Genomic DNA, 16,624 nt, shown 5'->3' with positions numbered 1-16,624 from the left:
CCCCTCAGGGTTGAGAGTGGGTGATGCGCTGAAGGGAGCCGAGGCGATGGACGAGCACAAGGAGACCCTCCGGGTGGGCTCGGCCGTGCGGCGGCGCCGCAGGCAGCTCGAACTGACCCTCGCCGTCGTCGCCGAGCGCAGCGGCCTCTCCGTGCCGTTCCTCAGTCAGATCGAGAACGAGCGCGCCCGGCCCAGCATGCGCTCCCTGCAACGGGTCGCCGACGCTCTGTGCACCACCGACGTGGAGCTCCTCGCCGCCGCCGACCCGGCCCGCACCGTCGAGGTCGTGCGCGCGCACGACGACACGGACCTGGACCACTCGACACCCGAGGCGCGCGTACGGGAACTGGCGCGCGGCCACCATCAGCTGCACGCCCTGGAATTCATCGGCGACCACGACGAGGGCCGCGAATTCCAGCACCGCAACGACGAGTTGATGTACGTCATCGAGGGCGCCGTCGAGATGGAGGCGGAGAGCCGCGCCTACCGCCTCGGACGCGGCGACTGCCTCTTCCTCACCGGCGGCGTGCGCCACCGGTGGCGGGCCACCGTGCCGGACACCCGGGTCCTGGTGGTCGCCGTCGGGGACCACATCGAGGCCGTGGACGATGGGGGGCGCTGACGTGCCGCGCGGCCCGCTGCGGGTCGTCTCCCTCGTACCCTCGCTGACCGAGGCGGTCGCCGCCACGGCGCCGGGGGCGCTGGTCGGGGCGACGGAGTGGTGCACCCACCCGGCGGACCTCGACGTCACCCGCGTGGGCGGCACGAAGAACCCGGACGTGCCCCGCGTCGTGGCTCTTGCGCCCGACCTGGTGATCGCCAACGAGGAGGAGAACCGCGCCCCCGACCTGGCGGCGCTGCGGGCCGCCGGCGTGGAGGTCCTGGTGACCGAGGTGCGGACGCTGCCCCAGGCCTTCGTGGAGCTGGAGCGGGTCCTCGCGGCCTGTGGCGCCGGGCGCCCCCGCTGGCTCCGGGAGGCCGAGACCGCGTGGCGGAACCTGCCGCCCCCCACGGCCCGGCTGCGGGCGGCCGTCCCCGTCTGGCGGCGGCCGTGGATGGTCCTCGGCCGCGACACGTTCGCGGGTGACGTCCTGGCGCGCCTGGGCGTCGACAACGCGTACGCCGCTCACGCCGAGCGCTACCCGAAGGTCCCCGTCGAGGAACTGCGGAGCCCGGACCTGGACCTGCTGGTCCTGCCCGACGAGCCCTACCGCTTCACACCCGACGACGGCCCCGAGGCGTTCCCGGACTCCCCGTCGATCGCCCTGGTCAGCGGCCGGCACCTCACCTGGTACGGGCCTTCGCTGGCCCGGGCTCCCGCGGTGCTCGGCCCGGCGCTGCGAGCAGCGAGCCGTTGAGGACGCCGCGCACGGTGTGCGCGAGGGCCACGGCGCAGGCGACGACGAGGGCGGCGAAGAGACCGGCCGCGAGCCAGTCGTAGGCGGCAAGACCCGTGTGCCGGGCGAGGCCCTCGGCGCCCGTCACACAGGTGCCGACGGGAAAGGTGAACGCCCACCAGGTCATCGCGAAGCCCATGCCCTCACGCCGGGCGCGCAGCACCATGGCTGCCGCGAGGGCCAGCCAGAGCAGGGCGAAGCCCATCACGGGCACTCCGTAGAGCACGGCGAAGGCGAGGAAGCCGCGCTCCAGCGGGGCGGCGATGACGCCCGGCGCGACGTCCGCGAACTTGTCGGCGGCGGTCGTCGACTGCCCCAGGGGGCCGAGCACCAGCAGGAGCGTGGGGGTCAGGGCGGTCGGCAGCGGGCCCGCGGTCACCAGACGGGCGAAGATCACCGGCAGCATCACCAGGGTGGCGAGCAGGCTCAGGCCAAACATCGCGAAGCAGGCGTACAGCAGCGTCTGCTGCGGCTGGCCGGCGGGCAGATGCGGGACGAGCAGCGGGCCGACGGCGGCCGACACCATCGGCGCGACCACGGGCAGCAGCCAGACCGGCGACGCCTGGTCGGCGGTGATGCGGTGCCTGACCACCATCAGGTAGGGGATGGCGACGGCCGCGGCGAGGCCGATGGCCGTGCCGAGGGTGTACAGGACGGTGTCGAGCGCGAGCGCCGCGCCGCTGCCGATCCAGTCCTCGCCCACGAGCAGCGCGCCCGCGCCGACCGAGAGCAGGGCCATCGACAGACAGCCGTAGAACGGCGCGACGGCCGGGTCGAGGAGGTGGGCGCGGGCCTGGTCGCGGTGGTGCACCCAGTGCGCGGCGCGGGCGGCGAGCAGCACGGCGAGCATCACCAGCGACAGCGCCCAGACAGCGGTGCAGGCCGTGCGCGTCCCGGGGAGCCGGTAGGGGAGGGCGGCGCCCGCGTTGGCGACGATGGCGGTGCCCATGACGCAGGCGTACCAGTTGGGCCCGAGGTGGCGGACGCCTGCCGCTCGGGCCCCGGCTCCGGGGGCCTGACCTGCGGCTGCGCCGGACGACGCGGTACGAGAGGGTGGGACGGCGGTGACCATGACCTCACCTTCGTACGGAGCGGTGGCCGTCACCAGGAGCCCTGTTCCTATGGGCACATAAGCTGGCTTTATGAGCTCGTCCCCCGTACCGCCTTCCCGTCCCTTCGACCCCGCTTCGCCACAGGCCTCACTCGCCCACCGGGTCCCCGACCTCGGGGCGCTCCAGCTCCTGCTCGCCGTGGCGCGGCTCGGCAGTCTCGGGCGGGCCGCGCGGGAGCTGGGCATCACCCAGCCCGCCGCGAGCAGCAGGGTCCGCGCCATGGAGCGGCAGCTCGGCGTGGCCCTCGTGGACCGGTCGCCGCGCGGCTCGCGCCTCACGGACGCCGGGGCCCTGGTGACCGACTGGGCGGGGCGGGTCGTGGAGGCGGCGGAGGCCTTCGACGCGGGGGCGCAGGCGCTGCGCGACCGGCGGGACTCGCGGCTCAGGGTGGCGGCGAGCATGACCATCGCCGAGTATCTGCTGCCGGGCTGGCTCATCGCCCTGCGCACCCAGCGGCCCGACACGGCGGTGTCGCTGCTCGCGGGCAACTCCGCGGCCGTGGCGTCCCGGCTCCTCGCCGGCGAGGCGGACCTCGGCTTCGTCGAGGGCCTGACGGTGCCGGGCGGCCTCGACGACGTGGTCATCGCGCACGACCGCCTGGTCGTGGTGACGGCCCCTTCGCACCCGTGGGCGCGCCGCGACAAGCCGCTCGACCCCGCGGAGCTCGCTGCCACGCCCCTGATCCTCCGCGAGGAGGGCTCCGGCACCCGCCAGGTACTCGACGCGGCGCTCGGCGGCCTCGCGCGCCCGCTGATCGAGCTCTCCTCCACGACGGCCGTCAAGGCATCGGCGGTCAGCGGCGCGGGCCCCTCGGTCCTGAGCGAGCTGGCGGTGGGCGAGGAACTGGCCGCCCGCCGCCTGGTGGAGATCCCCCTGCGGGACGTGCGCCTGCGCCGCGAACTGCGAGCGGTCTGGCCGACGGGCCACCGCCCGGCGGGCCCGGCGCGGGACCTGCTGACCCTGACGAGGAACGGCCCCGGCACGCGCGCGGCGTGAGCGACGGCCCCTCAGCCGCGGTCAGCCCCGCGCCGCCCGGTCCGAGTCGCCCGTATCCGTACGGGACGCCAGCCGCTCGTACCGCTGCCGGGCGGCCTGCGGGGTGCCGAGGCCGAGGCCGAAGGCGATCTCCGGCCAGGTCATGCCGCGGCCCCGCGCCATCTGGAGCAGCCCGGTCTCCAGCTCGTCCAGCTCGCCGCGGACCAGCGGCAGCAGGGTCAGCGCCGCCGTGATGTCGGCGTGGTCCACCTCCGGCTCGCCGTCCATCGGCTTCGCGGCGCCGCTGAGCAGGAACGACACCAGCCTGACCGCTTCGTGGGGGCCGAGAACCGTGGGGTGTGCCTGCCTGCGCCGCTGCTCGTCATCGGCGCCGTGCCGTTCGGCGACGCGCATCAGCGCCGCGTAGACCCGCTGGGCGCGGGCCTGCTCCGGGTGGGGGGCGGTGAAGGGGTCGGCGGCGTCGGCGGGCCGCTCGGGAGTGGCTGTCATGAGATCAGCGTGCGCCCGCGCACGAGACGCTGTCAACCTTTCGTTGTGAACAAAGTGTTTTCTAGGAGGGGGCGGGAGACCCGGGACTCCGGACGGCGGTGGCCCCGGGGCGGCTCAGGACGCGGCTCTGACCAGCGCCTCCATCACCCGCGTGTCGTCCCCCATCTCCGGATGCCACTGGACGCCGAGTGTCCAAGCGGGGCCGGGGAGTTCGATGGCCTCGGGGGTGCCGTCCTCCGAGTGGGCCGAGACGACGAGGTTCTTGCCGAGGCGGTCCACCGCCTGGTGGTGGTAGGTCGGGACGCCCGTGGAGGCGTCCGGGGCGATCGACGCGTAGAGCGTCCCCGCGACCGGCCGCACCGCGTGGGTGCCGAACGCGCCCACCTGCTCCGAGTGGCCGTCCAGGTGCTGGACCAGCGTCCCGCCCAGCGCCACGTTCAGGAGCTGCATGCCCCGGCAGATGCCCAGCAGGGGAGTCCCGGACTCCAGGGCCGCCTCGATCAGGGCCAGCTCCCAGGCGTCCCGCCGAGGTGCGGGCGGGCCCGTGCGCTCGTCCCGTTCGGCGCCGTAGCACGCGGGATCGACGTCCGGGCCGCCCGCGATCACCACGCCGTCGAGCCGGGCGACGGCCGACGCGGCCCTCTCCGGGCCGTCCGGCGGCAGCATCGCGGCGAGGCCGCCCGCCGCCTGCACCAGGAGCGGGTACCCGGCGGGCAGCAGGGCCGCGGGCAGCTCCCAGCCGCCCCAGCTCGCGCTCGACACCCAGTACGTACTGACTCCGATCAGTGGCCTGTTCACTGGACTCCCCTCGGTATGTGATGTTCAGAGCCTGTGTCATAACCGCCATCGCCACCGCCGCGTCGCGGCGGTCAGTCGCGTGCCAGCTCCGCCTCGGCCGCCGCCAGCGCCGCGAACTCCTCCTCCGGGGCGCGGGCCACCAGGTGCTTGCGGCTGTAGAGGCCGAAGTAGGCGAGCGCGACCACGTACACCCCGAGCGCGATGAACGCCGCCGTCACGTCCACGAGGAACGTCGCGACCAGCGCCGCGCAGGCGAGGACCAGCGCGACGGAGGAGGTGAGGACGCCGCCGGGGGTGCGGTAGGGCCGCTCCAGGCCCGGCTCGCGGCGGCGCAGCACGATGTGCGAGAGCGACATCAGGGCGTACGAGATGGTGGCGCCGAACACCGCGACGTTCAGCATGCGGGCGCCGTCCCCGGTGGCCGCCGCGAGCCCGAAGCCGATCGCGCCGGGGACGATGAGGCCGAGGTAGGGCGCCTTGCGGCTGCTGGTCAGGGAGAGGAAGCGGGGGAGGTAGCCGGCCCGGGAGAGCGCGAAGAGCTGGCGGGAGCCCGCGTAGATGAGGGAGAAGAAGGAGGCCACCAGGCCCGCGAGCCCCGCGTAGTTGATGACGCGGCTCAGGCCCGTGGCCTTGCCGTCCGGCTGCAACGCCTCGACCAGCGGGTTGCCCGCCGACTGGATGGCCGCCGAGCCGCGCGCGCCCGCCGAGGCGAAGAAGGTGAGCAGGGCGAGGAAGACCAGGATGGCCAGCGACCAGCGGATCGCCCTCGGCAGCGTGCGCGCCGGGTCCTTGGTCTCCTCGGCGGCCAGCGGCACGCCCTCGACCCCCAGGAAGAACCACATGCCGAACGGGAACGCCGCCCAGATGCCCAGCAGGCCCAGTGGCAGCCACGAGTTGGAGCCGAGGGCGTCCGCGTCCACGGGGATGTCATTGAGCCGGGAGGCGTCGAAGTCCGTGAACGCGCCGACCGCGAAGACGAGCAGTGCCACCACGGCGATGCCGGTCACGACGAAGCTGAACCGCAGCGCCTCGCCGACGCCCCAGAGGTGGATGCCGATGAAGACGACGAAGCAGGCGAGATAGACCGGCCAGCCCGAGGTCAGACCGAAGAGGCCGAGCGACTCCACGTAGTCGCCGATGAAGATGGAGATCGCGGCGGGCGCCAGGATGTACTCGATGAGGATGGCCGTGCCGGTCAGGAAGCCGCCCCAGGGGCCGAGCGCCCGGCGCGCGAAGCCGTAGCCGCCGCCGGCCGTGGGCAGTACGGAGGAGAGCTCGGCCAGCGAGAAGACCATGCAGGCGTACATCACGCCCATGAGCGCCATGGCGATGCCGAGACCGCCGAACCCCCCTTCCGCGAGGCCCGAGTTCCAGCCCGAGAAGTCGCCGGAGACGACGTAGGCGACGCCGAGGCCGGTGAGCAGCACCCAGCCCGCGTTGCCCCGGCGGAGCGTCCTGCGCTCCAGGTAGTCGTCCGCCGGGTCGGCGGGACGTGGTTCGGCGGGACCCGGATCGGAGGATTCCACGGTCATGGCACGGCTCCTATGCGGCGGCGGCACTGCGACGGGCGACTTAATGGAACGGAGCCATACCTTTGCCGCCCCGGACGGCGGAAATCAAGACCCGTGCGTTACCGCGTGGTTAATGTGTGCCCTCACGTCAAGAATCCCCGCAACAGCGCCGCCGTACCCGCGCAGTGCTCCCGCATCATCTCCCGCGCCCCGTCCGCGTCCCCGTCGAGCACCGCGTCGACGAGCGCGGTGTGCTGACGCTGGGAGTGCTCCAAGTTCCGTACCAGCAGCGGGATGCAGTCCAGGAGGTCGTTCACGGTCGCCCGCACCGCCGCGTACTGCGCGGTCAGCGTCGGCGATCCGCAGAGCTCGGCGAGCGTCAGGTGCAGCAGGGTGTCCAGGCGGCGGTACTCCGCGAGCGGCGCGTCATGCGTCCGCGCCAGAGCCTCCCGCAGCCGGTCCGCCTGCCCCGCGTCGAGACCGTGCGCCGCGCAGAGCCCGGCCGCCCCGACCTCCAGCACCTCGCGGAAGCGCAGCGCGTCCTCGACGTCCACGTCCACGACCCTGCGGCGCAGCTCGTCCTCGCCCGCCGCCCCGGGGCGCGGGCGCACGAAGGTGCCGCCGTACCGCCCGCGCCGCGACTCGACGAGGCCCTGGTCCTGGAGCACCTTCAGGACCTCGCGCAGCGTGACGCGGCTGATGCCGAGGCGGTCGGCGAGCTCCCGCTCCGACGGCAGGCGCTCACCGCCGGGCACGAGGCCCAGGCGTACGACCTGGAGGATCTGCTCCAGGGCCTCCTCGAAGCCGTTGCCCGCGCGCACCGGACGCAGCACCGGGGTCAGCCGGTCGCCGTCCCGCGGCGACCGCACGCTCTCCACGCCCCGCACGAGCGAGGTGCCCTCTTCCGTGTGCGACATGCCCGCACCCCCTTCCCAAGCAAAGGTTCTCCGCAATACCTTATGGCCCTCGGCTGACCCAAGGAGGCTTTTCCCGTGGCAGACCGCACACCCCCGCTCGCCGTCGAGGAGCTCAAGGCCCTCGTCGCGAGCGGCGAGATCGACACTGTCGTCCTGGCCTTTCCCGATATGCAAGGGCGGCTCCAGGGCAAGCGGTTCGCCGCCCGCTTCTTCCTCGACGAGGTCCTCGAACACGGCACGGAGGGCTGCGACTACCTCCTCGCCGTCGACCCGGAGATGAACACCGTCGACGGATACGCGATGTCCTCCTGGGACCGCGGCTACGGCGACTTCGCCATGCACGCCGACCTCACCACCCTGCGGCGCGTCCCCTGGAACGAGGGCACCGCCATGCTCGTCGCGGACCTCGCCTGGAGCGACGGCTCGCCCGTGGTCGCCGCGCCCCGGCAGATCCTGCGCCGCCAACTGGAGCGCCTCGCCGAACTGGGCCTCAGCGCCCACGTGGGCACCGAGCTGGAGTTCATCGTCTTCAAGGACACCTACGAGCAGGCGTGGGACGCCGGGTACAAGAACCTGACCCCGGCCAACCAGTACAACGTCGACTACTCCGTCCTCGGCACCAGCCGCGTCGAACCCCTCCTGCGCCGCATCCGCAACGAGATGGCGGCGGCCGGCCTCGTCGTCGAGTCCGCCAAGGGCGAGTGCAACCCCGGCCAGCACGAGATCGTGTTCCGCTACGACGAGGCCCTCGTCACCTGCGACCAGCACGCCATATACAAGACCGGCGCCAAGGAGATCGCGGCCCAGGAGGGCGTCTCGCTCACCTTCATGGCCAAGTTCAACGAGCGCGAGGGCAACTCCTGCCACATCCACCTCTCGCTCCAGAACGCCGACGGCGACAACGCCATGGCCGGGTCACCGGACGACCCCGGAGGCATGTCGCCCCTCATGCGGCACTTCCTCGCGGGCCAGCTCGCGGCGCTGCGCGACTTCTCCCTGCTCTACGCGCCCCACATCAACTCCTACAAGCGGTTCGTGCCCGGCTCCTTCGCCCCCACCGCCGTCGCCTGGGGCCAGGACAACCGCACCTGCGCCCTGCGCGTCGTCGGCCACGGCCGCTCCCTGCGCTTCGAGAACCGGCTGCCCGGCGGTGACGTGAACCCGCACCTCGCGGTCGCCGGCCTGGTCGCCGCGGGCCTGTACGGGGTGGAGCAGAAGCTCGAACTGCCCGAGGAGTGCACGGGCAACGCCTACTCCGGCGAGTACGCACACGTCCCCACCACCCTGCGCGAGGCCGCCGAGCTCTGGGAGAACAGCCCTGTGGCGAAGGCCGCCTTCGGCGACGAGGTCGTCGCGCACTACCGCAACATGGCGCGGGTCGAGCTGGACGCCTTCGACTCCGCGGTGACCGACTGGGAGCTCCGCCGCTCCTTCGAACGCATGTGAGGCAGCCTTGCCCGACGTACTGAACCTCGACGTACTGAACCCGGCGACGGAAGAACTCGTCGCGACCGTCCCCGCCGCCACCCCCCAGGACATCGACGCCGCCGTCACCCGTGCGGCGCGGGCCCAGGAACAGTGGTCCGCGGCGGCCCCCGCCGACCGCGCCCGACTGCTTCGCCGCTTCGCCGCCCAGGTCGACGACCACCTGGAGGAGCTGGCCCGCCTGGAGGTGCGCGAGGCGGGGCACGTCATCGGCAACGCCCGCTGGGAGGCCGGCAACGTCCGGGACCTCCTCGACTTCTCGGCCGGGGGAGCCGAGCGGCTGAGCGGCCGGCAGATCCCCGTACCCGGCGGCCTGAACGTCACCGTCCTGGAGCCCCTCGGCGTCGTGGGCGTCATCGCCCCCTGGAACTTCCCGATGCCGATCGCCGCGTGGGGCACGGCCCCCGCCCTGGCGGCGGGCAACGCGGTGATCCTCAAGCCGGCCGAGACGACACCGCTCACCGCGCTCCGCCTCGCCGAACTCGCCCTGGCGGCGGGGCTGCCCGAGGGGCTCTTCCAGGTCCTGCCCGGCGAGGGTGGCGTCGCGGGCAGAGCGCTGGTCGAGCACCCCGGCGTCGCCAAGATCGTGTTCACCGGCTCCACCCGTGTCGGCAAGCAGATCATGGCCACGTGCGCCGACCGGGTGAAGCGGCTGACCCTCGAACTAGGCGGCAAGAGCCCGAACATCGTCTTCGCCGACGCCGACGTGGAGGCGGCGGCCCTCGCCACCCCCATGTCGTACCTCGACAACTCCGGCCAGGACTGCTGCGCCCGCACCCGCGTCCTCGTGCAGCGTTCGGTGTACGACCGCTTCATGGAGAGGGTGGCGCCCGCGGTCGAGTCCGTCGTCGTGGGCGACCCGTCCGACGAGAAGACCCAGATGGGCCCGCTGATCTCCCGGACCCAGCTCGACCGCGTCCGCTCCTACGTCACCCCCGGCGACGGCATCCACGGGACGGCCCCCGAGGGCCCCGGCTTCTGGTTCCCGCCGACGCTGCTCACCGACGTCGATCCGCGGGCCCCGGTGGCCACGGAGGAGGTCTTCGGCCCCGTCGCCGTCGTCATCCCCTTCGAGGACGAGGCCGACGCCGTGCGTCTCGCCAACGCCGGCGACTACGGCCTCTCCGGCTCGATCTGGACCCGTGACGTGGGCCGCGCGCTCCGCGTCTCGCAGGCGGTCAAGGCGGGGAACCTGTCCGTCAACTCGCACTCCAGCGTGCGCTACTGGACCCCCTTCGGCGGCTACAAGCAGTCCGGCCTCGGCCGCGAGCTCGGCCCGGACGCCCTGCACGCCTTCACGGAAACCAAGAACGTCTTCATCAGTACGGAGGCCTGAACCCCTATGTCAGAGAACATCTGCCGCCGCCTCGTCGGCCGCACCGCCGTCATCACCGGCGCCGGCAGCGGCATCGGCCTCGCCACCGCGCGGCGCCTCGCCTCCGAGGGCGCCCACGTCGTCTGCGGCGACATCGACGAGGCCGCGGGCAAGAAGGCCGCCGAGGAGGTCGGCGGGCTCTTCGTCCCGGTCGACGTCACCGACGCCGAGCAGGTCGACGCGCTGTTCCGGACGGCCTTCGACACCTACGGCTCCGTCGACATCGCCTTCAACAACGCGGGCATCTCGCCGCCGGACGACGACTCGATCCTCGACACCGGCCTCGACGCCTGGAAGCGCGTCCAGGAGGTCAACCTCACCTCCGTCTACCTGTGCTGCAAGGCCGCCATCCCCTACATGCGCCGCCAGGGCAAGGGCTCCATCATCAACACCGCCTCGTTCGTGGCCCGGATGGGCGCCGCGACCTCGCAGATCTCCTACACCGCGTCCAAGGGCGGCGTCCTCGCCATGTCCCGTGAGCTCGGCGTCCAGTTCGCCCGCGAGGGCATCCGCGTCAACGCGCTCTGCCCGGGCCCCGTCAACACCCCGCTCCTCCAGGAGCTGTTCGCCAAGGACCCCGAGCGCGCCGCGCGCCGCCTCGTGCACATCCCCGTGGGCCGCTTCGCCGAGGCCGACGAGCTCGCCGCCGCCGTGGCGTTCCTCGCCAGCGACGACTCCTCGTTCGTCAACGCCACCGACTTCCTCGTGGACGGCGGCATCTCCGGGGCGTACGTGACCCCGCTGTAGGCACAGCGCGCAGTTCACGCAGCAGCCACCCGGGCGTCGGCCGGGCGTCGCACGACGCCCGGCTGACCTGCGTAGACACGGGAGTGTGTTCGTGAACCTCAAGCGCCGCGCCGCCGCGGCCGCCGCCGTACTCGCCGTCGCCGCAGCCGGTCTCCTCGCCGTCCAGGCCACCGCAGAGGCCACCCAGCCCAAAGCCGCCCACGGCCGGTCGCTGACCTGCCCCGACCTCACCGCCTCCCAGGGCTGGTACGGCGAGAACAGGGCACGGCTCCAGCACACGCGCGCCGAATCCGTCGTCGGGTCAGCAGGACTGATGTACGGTGCACTCACATGCGTACCAGACACCTTGTGGCGCTGACGCTGGCCACGGCCGCCTCCCTGGCGGCCCTGCCCGCAGCTTCCCCCGCGGCCGCCGCCACGCCCGCGAACTCCCGTACCAGCGACGCGCACTGTCCGCGGCTCTCGAAGAAGCTGACGTGGCACGGTGACAACCGCGCCAAGCTCCAGCGGATGATCGACGAGCGCGGACGCTGCTCGGACCCGCGTCTCGGACACGGCGGGAAACGCCCGGTCGCCGCCTTCGACTGGGACAACACCATCACCAAGAACGACGTGACCGACGCGACCATCGCCTGGTCCCTGCGGCACGACAAGATCCTGCGCCCCAAGAGCTGGAAGTCCACCAGCAAGTGGATGACCGACGCCGCGGACCGCGCCCTGACCAAGGCCTGCGGCACGAAGGTCCCCGTCGGCGAGCCGCTGCCCACCTCCACCGACACCGCCTGCGCCGACGAGATCTTCGAGGTCCGCGAGGACGGGAAGACGATGAGCGGCGCCGGCGCCTTCGCCGGGAAGTGGGACCACCGCCACACCGTCCCGCAGTACGCCTGGGTACCGCAGATCTTCGCCGGCCACACCGTCCCCGAACTGGAGTCGTACGCCGCGAAGGCCCGCAAGGAGGCGCTCGCCGCCCCCATAGGAACCCAGCAGACCGTCGGCACGCACAAGATCCCCGGCTACGTGCGCTACTACGACCAGCAGCGCGACCTGATCCGCACGCTCAAGAAGGCCGGGTTCGACGTCTACATCGTCTCGGCGGGTTCCGAGCCGGTCACCGAGGTCTGGTCCAAGAGCGTGGGCATCGACCGCGCGCACACCGTCGCCATCCGTTCCGTCCTGGACCGCGAGGGCCGCATCACCACCTGGAACCAGGGCTGCGGGGGAGTGCCCGTCAACAAGGGCGAGGTCATCCCGTACATCGACGGCAAGCGGTGCTGGATCAACCAGGAGATCTACGGGGTCAAGGGCAAGGCGGCCTGGCAGAAGCAGGACCGCGCCCACCGCATCGCGCTCGGCGGCGGTGACGCCGACACGGACGTGACCTTCGTCGGCGACGCCACCGGAGCGCACCTCGTGCTCAACCGCAACAAGGCCGAGTTCATGTGCCGCGCGTACGATGACGCCGACGGCCGCTGGGTCGTGAACCCGATGTTCATCGAGCCGCTGCCGCGCAAGAGCGGCGCCTACCCGTGCTCGACCGCCGCGTACAACGAACACGGCGGGGACAAGGGCCCGGTCCTGCGCGCCGACGGCTCGGCCGTGCCCGACCAGCGGGACTCGGTGTACTGATCTTCGCGCCACGTCCTACAGTGCCGGGATGAGCATGTCGCCACCACCCGGCTGGTATCCGGACCCGCAGCAGCCCGCCGTCGAGCGCTGGTGGGACGGAACAGCGTGGACCGAGCACCGGCGCACTCCCGAGACCGCTCAAGCGGCCCCGGCGCCCCAGGGCTTCGGCCCGGCGCCGGACCCCGCCGTGACGACGGTGATGGCCCCGGTGCCCTCCGGCGGCGGCCGCGCGAAGATCCTCGCGCTGGTCGCCGCCGGAGTCGTGCTCGTCGCGGCGATCGTCACGGGCGTCGTCGTCCTCGGCAAGGACGGCGACGACCCGGGGACCGTGGCCGCGCCGAGCACGGAGGCCGAGACGAGTCCCACGGCGACCGCCACGGAGCAGGAGTCGAAGTCCCCGACCGCCGACCCCGACCCGGACACCCTGGTCGACGACCTCAACGGCATCACGCTGCCCGTGCCGAAGGGCTGGGAGAAGGACGACGACAGCGTCGGCGGCGGCGCGACGATCCAGACGCCCGACATCGTCGACTGCCCCGGTGACTCCGGCAACTGCCGCCACGGGACGGTCACCTCCAGCACGGCCACCGGCACCGACGAGACCGACCCCAAGGCCCTCGCCCTCGGGGACATCAAGGACGCGGCGGAAGCCGCCTACGACAAGGACGTGCTCGACCGGCAGCCCTACGGCGGCATGACCGGCCACGAGCAGGTCGAGGCCGGCCAGGTCGCGGTCGCGGGGCGCGCGGGCTACTACGTGCGCTGGCGCGTCCACACGGCGAAGGGCCCCGGCGGCTACGCCCAGTCCCTCGCGTTCGCCTCCAGCGTCGGCTCCGAGTCGATGGTCATCGTCCGCTTCGCCGTCGGCGCGGGGGACGGGGCGCCGCCGGTCTCGGACATGGACGAGATCACGAGAGGCATCCGGTCCGTGGACGACAGCGAGTCGAGCGGCGGCGTGGGAAGCGGCGTCACGCCCACGGGGTGAGGCCCCGTCACCCGGGGCCCGGTCAGAGGAAGGTGTGTCCCTCGCCCCGGTAGGTCGGGACGCTCGCCGTGACCGTGTCGCCCACCACCAGCCGCAGGGTGGCGAAGCGTTCGCACAGCTCCCCGGCCTTGGCGTGCCGGAACCACACCTTGTCGCCGATCCGCAGATCGTCCGCCGGCGGTCCGAGCAGCGGGGTCTGCACCTCGCCCGCGCCCTCCAGCGGGTCGTACCGCAGCCCTTCGGGCAGGTACGGCACCGGTGAGCGGTCCGGGCCCGCAGCACCCGACGCGGGGTAGCCGCCGCCGAGCACCGTCACGGTGCCCGGCGCCGGCCTGCGCACCACGGGCTGCGCGAAGAGGGCGGCCGGACGCCCCCGGAAGGACGTGTAGTTGTCGAAGAGCCGCGGTACGTAGAGACCCGACCCCGCGGCGATCTCCGTCACCGCCGGCTCGGCCGCGGTGTGCTGCACGCTGCCCGTGCCGCCGCCGTTCACGAACTCCAGGTCGGGAACGGCCGCACGGACCGCCGCGATGGTCCGCGCCCGGCGCTCCGCCAGCTCCTTGCGGGCCGCCGCCTGCATCAGCCTGATCGCCCGTGAGCGCGCCGGACGCCCCTGGACCGCGTCACCGACGCCGGCCACATGACCCTCGTACGCCATGACGCCCACGAGCCGGAACCCGGGCCGCCGGGCGATGGCGCGGGCCAGGGCGGCGACCTGCTCGGGCGAGTGCAGCGGCGAACGCAGGGCGCCGACGCGCACGTGGCCGCCGAGTGCCCGCAGGGAGGTGTCCAGCTCCAGGCAGACCCGGATCTCCTCCTTCCCGCCGCCCCTGGCCCCGTCGATCAGCCGGAGCTGGGCGGGGTCGTCGACCATCACGCTGACGTTCGCGGCGAGCTTCGGATCGGCGGCGAGCTCGGCGAACGCGGCCCGGTCCGCCGAGGGGTAGGCGAGCAGCACGTCGTCGAAGCCGGAGCGGGCCAGCCACAGGGACTCGGCGAGCGTGAACGACATGACCCCGGTGAAGCCGTCACGGGCCAGGACCCGTTCGAGCAGGGCCCGGCAGCGGACGGACTTGCTCGCGACGCGGATCGGCTTGCCGCCGGCGCGGCGCACCAGGTCGTCGGCGTTGGCGTCGAACGCCTCCAGATCGACGATCGCGACGGGGGCGTCGAGGTGTGCGGTGGCCCTGTCGTAGCGGGCCCTGTCCGCGGCGGGGGCAGTCATGGCCGAAGCCTGCCAGACACGATTACCCGAGGGTAGGGGGATGATCCGGGCAGATCGCCCGGGGGCACGATCCGGGTTCCCGCGCGACCTGCGTCTGCCCGTAGAGTGACGCGCACGGAGCCTCGCCGGGCCGAGCGCTCCGGCACCGGAGTGCGAGGAGACGGGGGAGCATGAGCACGGAGGCGCGTCGCACCCCGATCCCCCCGAGGCCCGCCACGCCGCCCCGCCCCACACTCCCGCCGCCCCGCCCGACACTCCCGCCGGACCCTCCGCCGCCCCCGTCGGCCCGCTTCCCCGACGTGCGCCCCCCGGTGGACGAGGACTGGCTCCTGACCGACCCACACCCCACCCGCCCCACCACCACCGCCCCTGAGCACCCTTCAGCTCCCGGCGCCTCGAAGGCCCCTGAGGACCCCCGGGCCTCCGGTGCCTCGACCGCCCCTGAGGACCCCCGGGCCTCCGGTGCCTCGACCGCCCCTGAGGACGCCCGGGCTTCCGGCGCCTTGACCGCCCCTGAGGACCCCCGGGCCTCCGCCGCCTCGACCGCCCCTGAGGTCACCCGGGTCCCCGGCGCCTCGACCGCCCCTGAGGACCCTTCAGCTCCCGGCGCCTCGAACGCCACCGCCGCCCGCCCGGCCGCCATGGAGGCCGGCCCGGCTCCCTCGGTTCGGTCTTCCGGTGCTCGTACGTCGGGCGGTGAGGGGCTGTCCCCTGACGGTCCGCGGGCGGCCGCCGGTGCCGAGGAGGAGTCTGACCGGGCGGCCCGCATAGAGGACCTCCTCGCTCCCTTCGAGCGTGCCCGTACGCCACGCGAGGTACCGCCCCCGCCCCCGGCGTCGGCACGGCTGCCCGACACGCCCCCCAAGGCGCCCGCGCGGCCCGCCGCCGTGCCGCCGCAGCCCTCCGCCCCGCCCGTCGAGGCCACCCCGCCCGCCCCGGCGGACGAGCCGCTCCCGCGGCAGGCGCCCCCCGAGGCCGAGGCGCCCGAAGAGATCACCACTGCGCCGCGGCCCACCCCCGACGCCCCGCAGGCCCGGACGGCGGAGACCCACGTGGGCCCACGCGGCGACGCGCCCCGCGCCACGGCCGCCCGGCGTGCCGTCGGGACCGTCGATCTGACGCCCGGACCGGGAGCGGGGCGACCCTTCGTCGTGTTCGCGCCGCCCGCCCTGTACGACGACACCACCACTCGGCTTCGCCGCGTCGGCGCCTGGGCGCGCCCCCGCGTGGCCGCCGCCGCGGCCTGCGCGGTCGTCGGGCTCGGCCTCATCGGCGGCGCGGCCACCGGCAGCTGGCTGACCGGCGAGTCCGCGGCGAGCGGCGCCCGCAGCGCGTACGAGGTCACCGGCGCGCTCTGGCACAGCGTCCCCGTGGACCGGCTCTTCCCGCGCACCCTCAAGGGCGGCGGCGCGGGCCCCGGCGGCGCCGACCGCGCCTGGACCCGCGTCGCCGTCGCCCCGGACAGCAACTGCCGGGCCGCCTTCGACCCGCTGCTGGCCAAGGCCCTGGCCCCCGCGGGCTGCCTGCGGCTGCTGCGCGCCACGTACACCGACGCGACCCGCAGCCACGTCACCACGGTGGGCCTGATGTTCGCCAAGGCGGACGCCGACGCCATGCGGGCGCTGCGGAACCGCATCACCGAGGAGGGGCTCGACCGGCGCACCGACCTGATGCCCCGCGCCTACGCCGCCGACGGCACGGTCGCCGAGGACTTCGGGGACGCCCAGCGCGCGGCCTGGACCCTGTCCGTGCTGCCGGACGCGCCCGTCATCGCGTACGCCGTGTCCGGCTTCGCCGACGGCAGGGCCGTCACCGACCCCGAGCCCGCGGCCGAGGCGATGGACGGCAACGACTCCGCCCCCGCCCAGTCCGGCCTCGGCCACGAGGCGAAGGGCATAGCCGACCGCGTCGAACGCGGCCTGCGCAAGACCATCGCGGACGCGGAGAAGAACGCGTGA

The 16,624-nt window shown here is 73.7% G+C and carries 16 protein-coding genes; 10 read left to right on the top strand and 6 right to left on the bottom strand.

All coding sequences use genetic code 11. The annotated features are described in order from the left end of the window. Positions 1-46 precede the first annotated feature (46 nt). Positions 47-622 (top strand): helix-turn-helix domain-containing protein, encoded by a 576-nt coding sequence (locus ACRAKF_RS08855; RefSeq protein WP_447036379.1) that lies wholly within the window; start codon positions 47-49, stop codon positions 620-622. After that, positions 609-1,358, top strand: coding sequence for a helical backbone metal receptor (locus ACRAKF_RS08850; protein ID WP_447036378.1), 750 nt, complete (start codon positions 609-611; stop codon positions 1,356-1,358). The genes ACRAKF_RS08855 and ACRAKF_RS08850 overlap by 14 nt, the downstream gene beginning before the upstream one ends. Here the strand turns inward: ACRAKF_RS08850 and ACRAKF_RS08845 are convergent. Further along, complete coding sequence (locus tag ACRAKF_RS08845) at positions 1,285-2,469, bottom strand: TDT family transporter (protein WP_447036377.1); 1,185 nt, start codon at positions 2,467-2,469, stop codon at positions 1,285-1,287. The genes ACRAKF_RS08850 and ACRAKF_RS08845 overlap by 74 nt on opposite strands. A 70-nt stretch (positions 2,470-2,539) precedes the next feature. Between ACRAKF_RS08845 and ACRAKF_RS08840 the strand changes: the two genes are divergently transcribed. Then, the gene (locus ACRAKF_RS08840) at positions 2,540-3,505 is read left to right on the top strand and encodes a LysR family transcriptional regulator (protein WP_447036376.1); all 966 of its coding nucleotides are present in this window, start codon (positions 2,540-2,542) and stop codon (positions 3,503-3,505) included. Between the two features lie 21 nt (positions 3,506-3,526). Here the strand turns inward: ACRAKF_RS08840 and ACRAKF_RS08835 are convergent, their stop codons facing one another. The 4 genes from ACRAKF_RS08835 to ACRAKF_RS08820 all read right to left on the bottom strand — a co-directional run bounded on the left by ACRAKF_RS08835 (position 3,527) and on the right by ACRAKF_RS08820 (position 7,220). After that, the gene (locus tag ACRAKF_RS08835) at positions 3,527-3,994 is read right to left on the bottom strand and encodes a DNA-binding protein (protein WP_447036375.1); all 468 of its coding nucleotides are present in this window, start codon (positions 3,992-3,994) and stop codon (positions 3,527-3,529) included. A gap of 114 nt (positions 3,995-4,108) precedes the next feature. After that, on the bottom strand, positions 4,109-4,792 hold the full coding sequence (locus tag ACRAKF_RS08830) for a gamma-glutamyl-gamma-aminobutyrate hydrolase family protein (protein WP_447036374.1): 684 nt from the start codon (positions 4,790-4,792) through the stop codon (positions 4,109-4,111). A gap of 71 nt (positions 4,793-4,863) precedes the next feature. Beyond that, complete coding sequence (gene eat / locus ACRAKF_RS08825; protein WP_447036373.1) at positions 4,864-6,324, bottom strand: ethanolamine permease; 1,461 nt, start codon at positions 6,322-6,324, stop codon at positions 4,864-4,866. A gap of 122 nt (positions 6,325-6,446) precedes the next feature. Beyond that, complete coding sequence (locus ACRAKF_RS08820) at positions 6,447-7,220, bottom strand: FadR/GntR family transcriptional regulator (protein ID WP_447036372.1); 774 nt, start codon at positions 7,218-7,220, stop codon at positions 6,447-6,449. Positions 7,221-7,295: 75 nt separating this feature from the next. Between ACRAKF_RS08820 and ACRAKF_RS08815 the strand changes: the two genes are divergently transcribed. The 6 genes from ACRAKF_RS08815 (at position 7,296) to ACRAKF_RS08790 (ending at position 13,441) form a co-directional block, all read left to right on the top strand. Then, positions 7,296-8,666, top strand: a complete 1,371-nt coding sequence (locus ACRAKF_RS08815) for a glutamine synthetase family protein (protein ID WP_447036371.1) — start codon at positions 7,296-7,298, stop codon at positions 8,664-8,666. Positions 8,667-8,673: 7 nt separating this feature from the next. Next, positions 8,674-10,041: an aldehyde dehydrogenase family protein gene (locus ACRAKF_RS08810; RefSeq protein WP_447036370.1), complete on the top strand. Its 1,368-nt coding sequence runs from the start codon at positions 8,674-8,676 to the stop codon at positions 10,039-10,041. Between the two features lie 6 nt (positions 10,042-10,047). Further along, positions 10,048-10,827: a 3-oxoacyl-ACP reductase gene (locus ACRAKF_RS08805; protein WP_447036369.1), complete on the top strand. Its 780-nt coding sequence runs from the start codon at positions 10,048-10,050 to the stop codon at positions 10,825-10,827. Between the two features lie 91 nt (positions 10,828-10,918). Then, positions 10,919-11,185 (top strand): hypothetical protein, encoded by a 267-nt coding sequence (locus ACRAKF_RS08800; RefSeq protein ID WP_447036368.1) that lies wholly within the window; start codon positions 10,919-10,921, stop codon positions 11,183-11,185. Further along, a complete protein-coding gene (locus ACRAKF_RS08795) occupies positions 11,158-12,456 on the top strand; it encodes a haloacid dehalogenase-like hydrolase (protein ID WP_447036367.1) in 1,299 nt (432 codons plus the stop codon). Before ACRAKF_RS08800 ends, ACRAKF_RS08795 begins: the two co-directional genes overlap by 28 nt. Before the next feature lie 28 nt (positions 12,457-12,484). Then, entirely contained in the window at positions 12,485-13,441 is a 957-nt protein-coding gene (locus tag ACRAKF_RS08790; protein WP_447036366.1) for a DUF2510 domain-containing protein, read from the top strand. A 22-nt stretch (positions 13,442-13,463) separates the two neighbouring features. On the opposite strand, the gene ACRAKF_RS08785 is transcribed toward ACRAKF_RS08790, so the two are convergent. Further along, positions 13,464-14,666, bottom strand: coding sequence for an amino acid deaminase/aldolase (locus ACRAKF_RS08785; RefSeq protein WP_447036365.1), 1,203 nt, complete (start codon positions 14,664-14,666; stop codon positions 13,464-13,466). 170 nt (positions 14,667-14,836) lie between these two features. Between ACRAKF_RS08785 and ACRAKF_RS08780 the strand changes: the two genes are divergently transcribed. Further along, positions 14,837-16,624, top strand: a complete 1,788-nt coding sequence (locus tag ACRAKF_RS08780; protein WP_447036364.1) for a hypothetical protein — start codon at positions 14,837-14,839, stop codon at positions 16,622-16,624.

Source organism: Streptomyces sp. DSM 118878 (assembly GCF_052936595.1).
The sequence above is the reverse complement of the archived record's forward strand: the minus strand, read 5'-3'. Positions and strand labels throughout refer to the sequence as shown.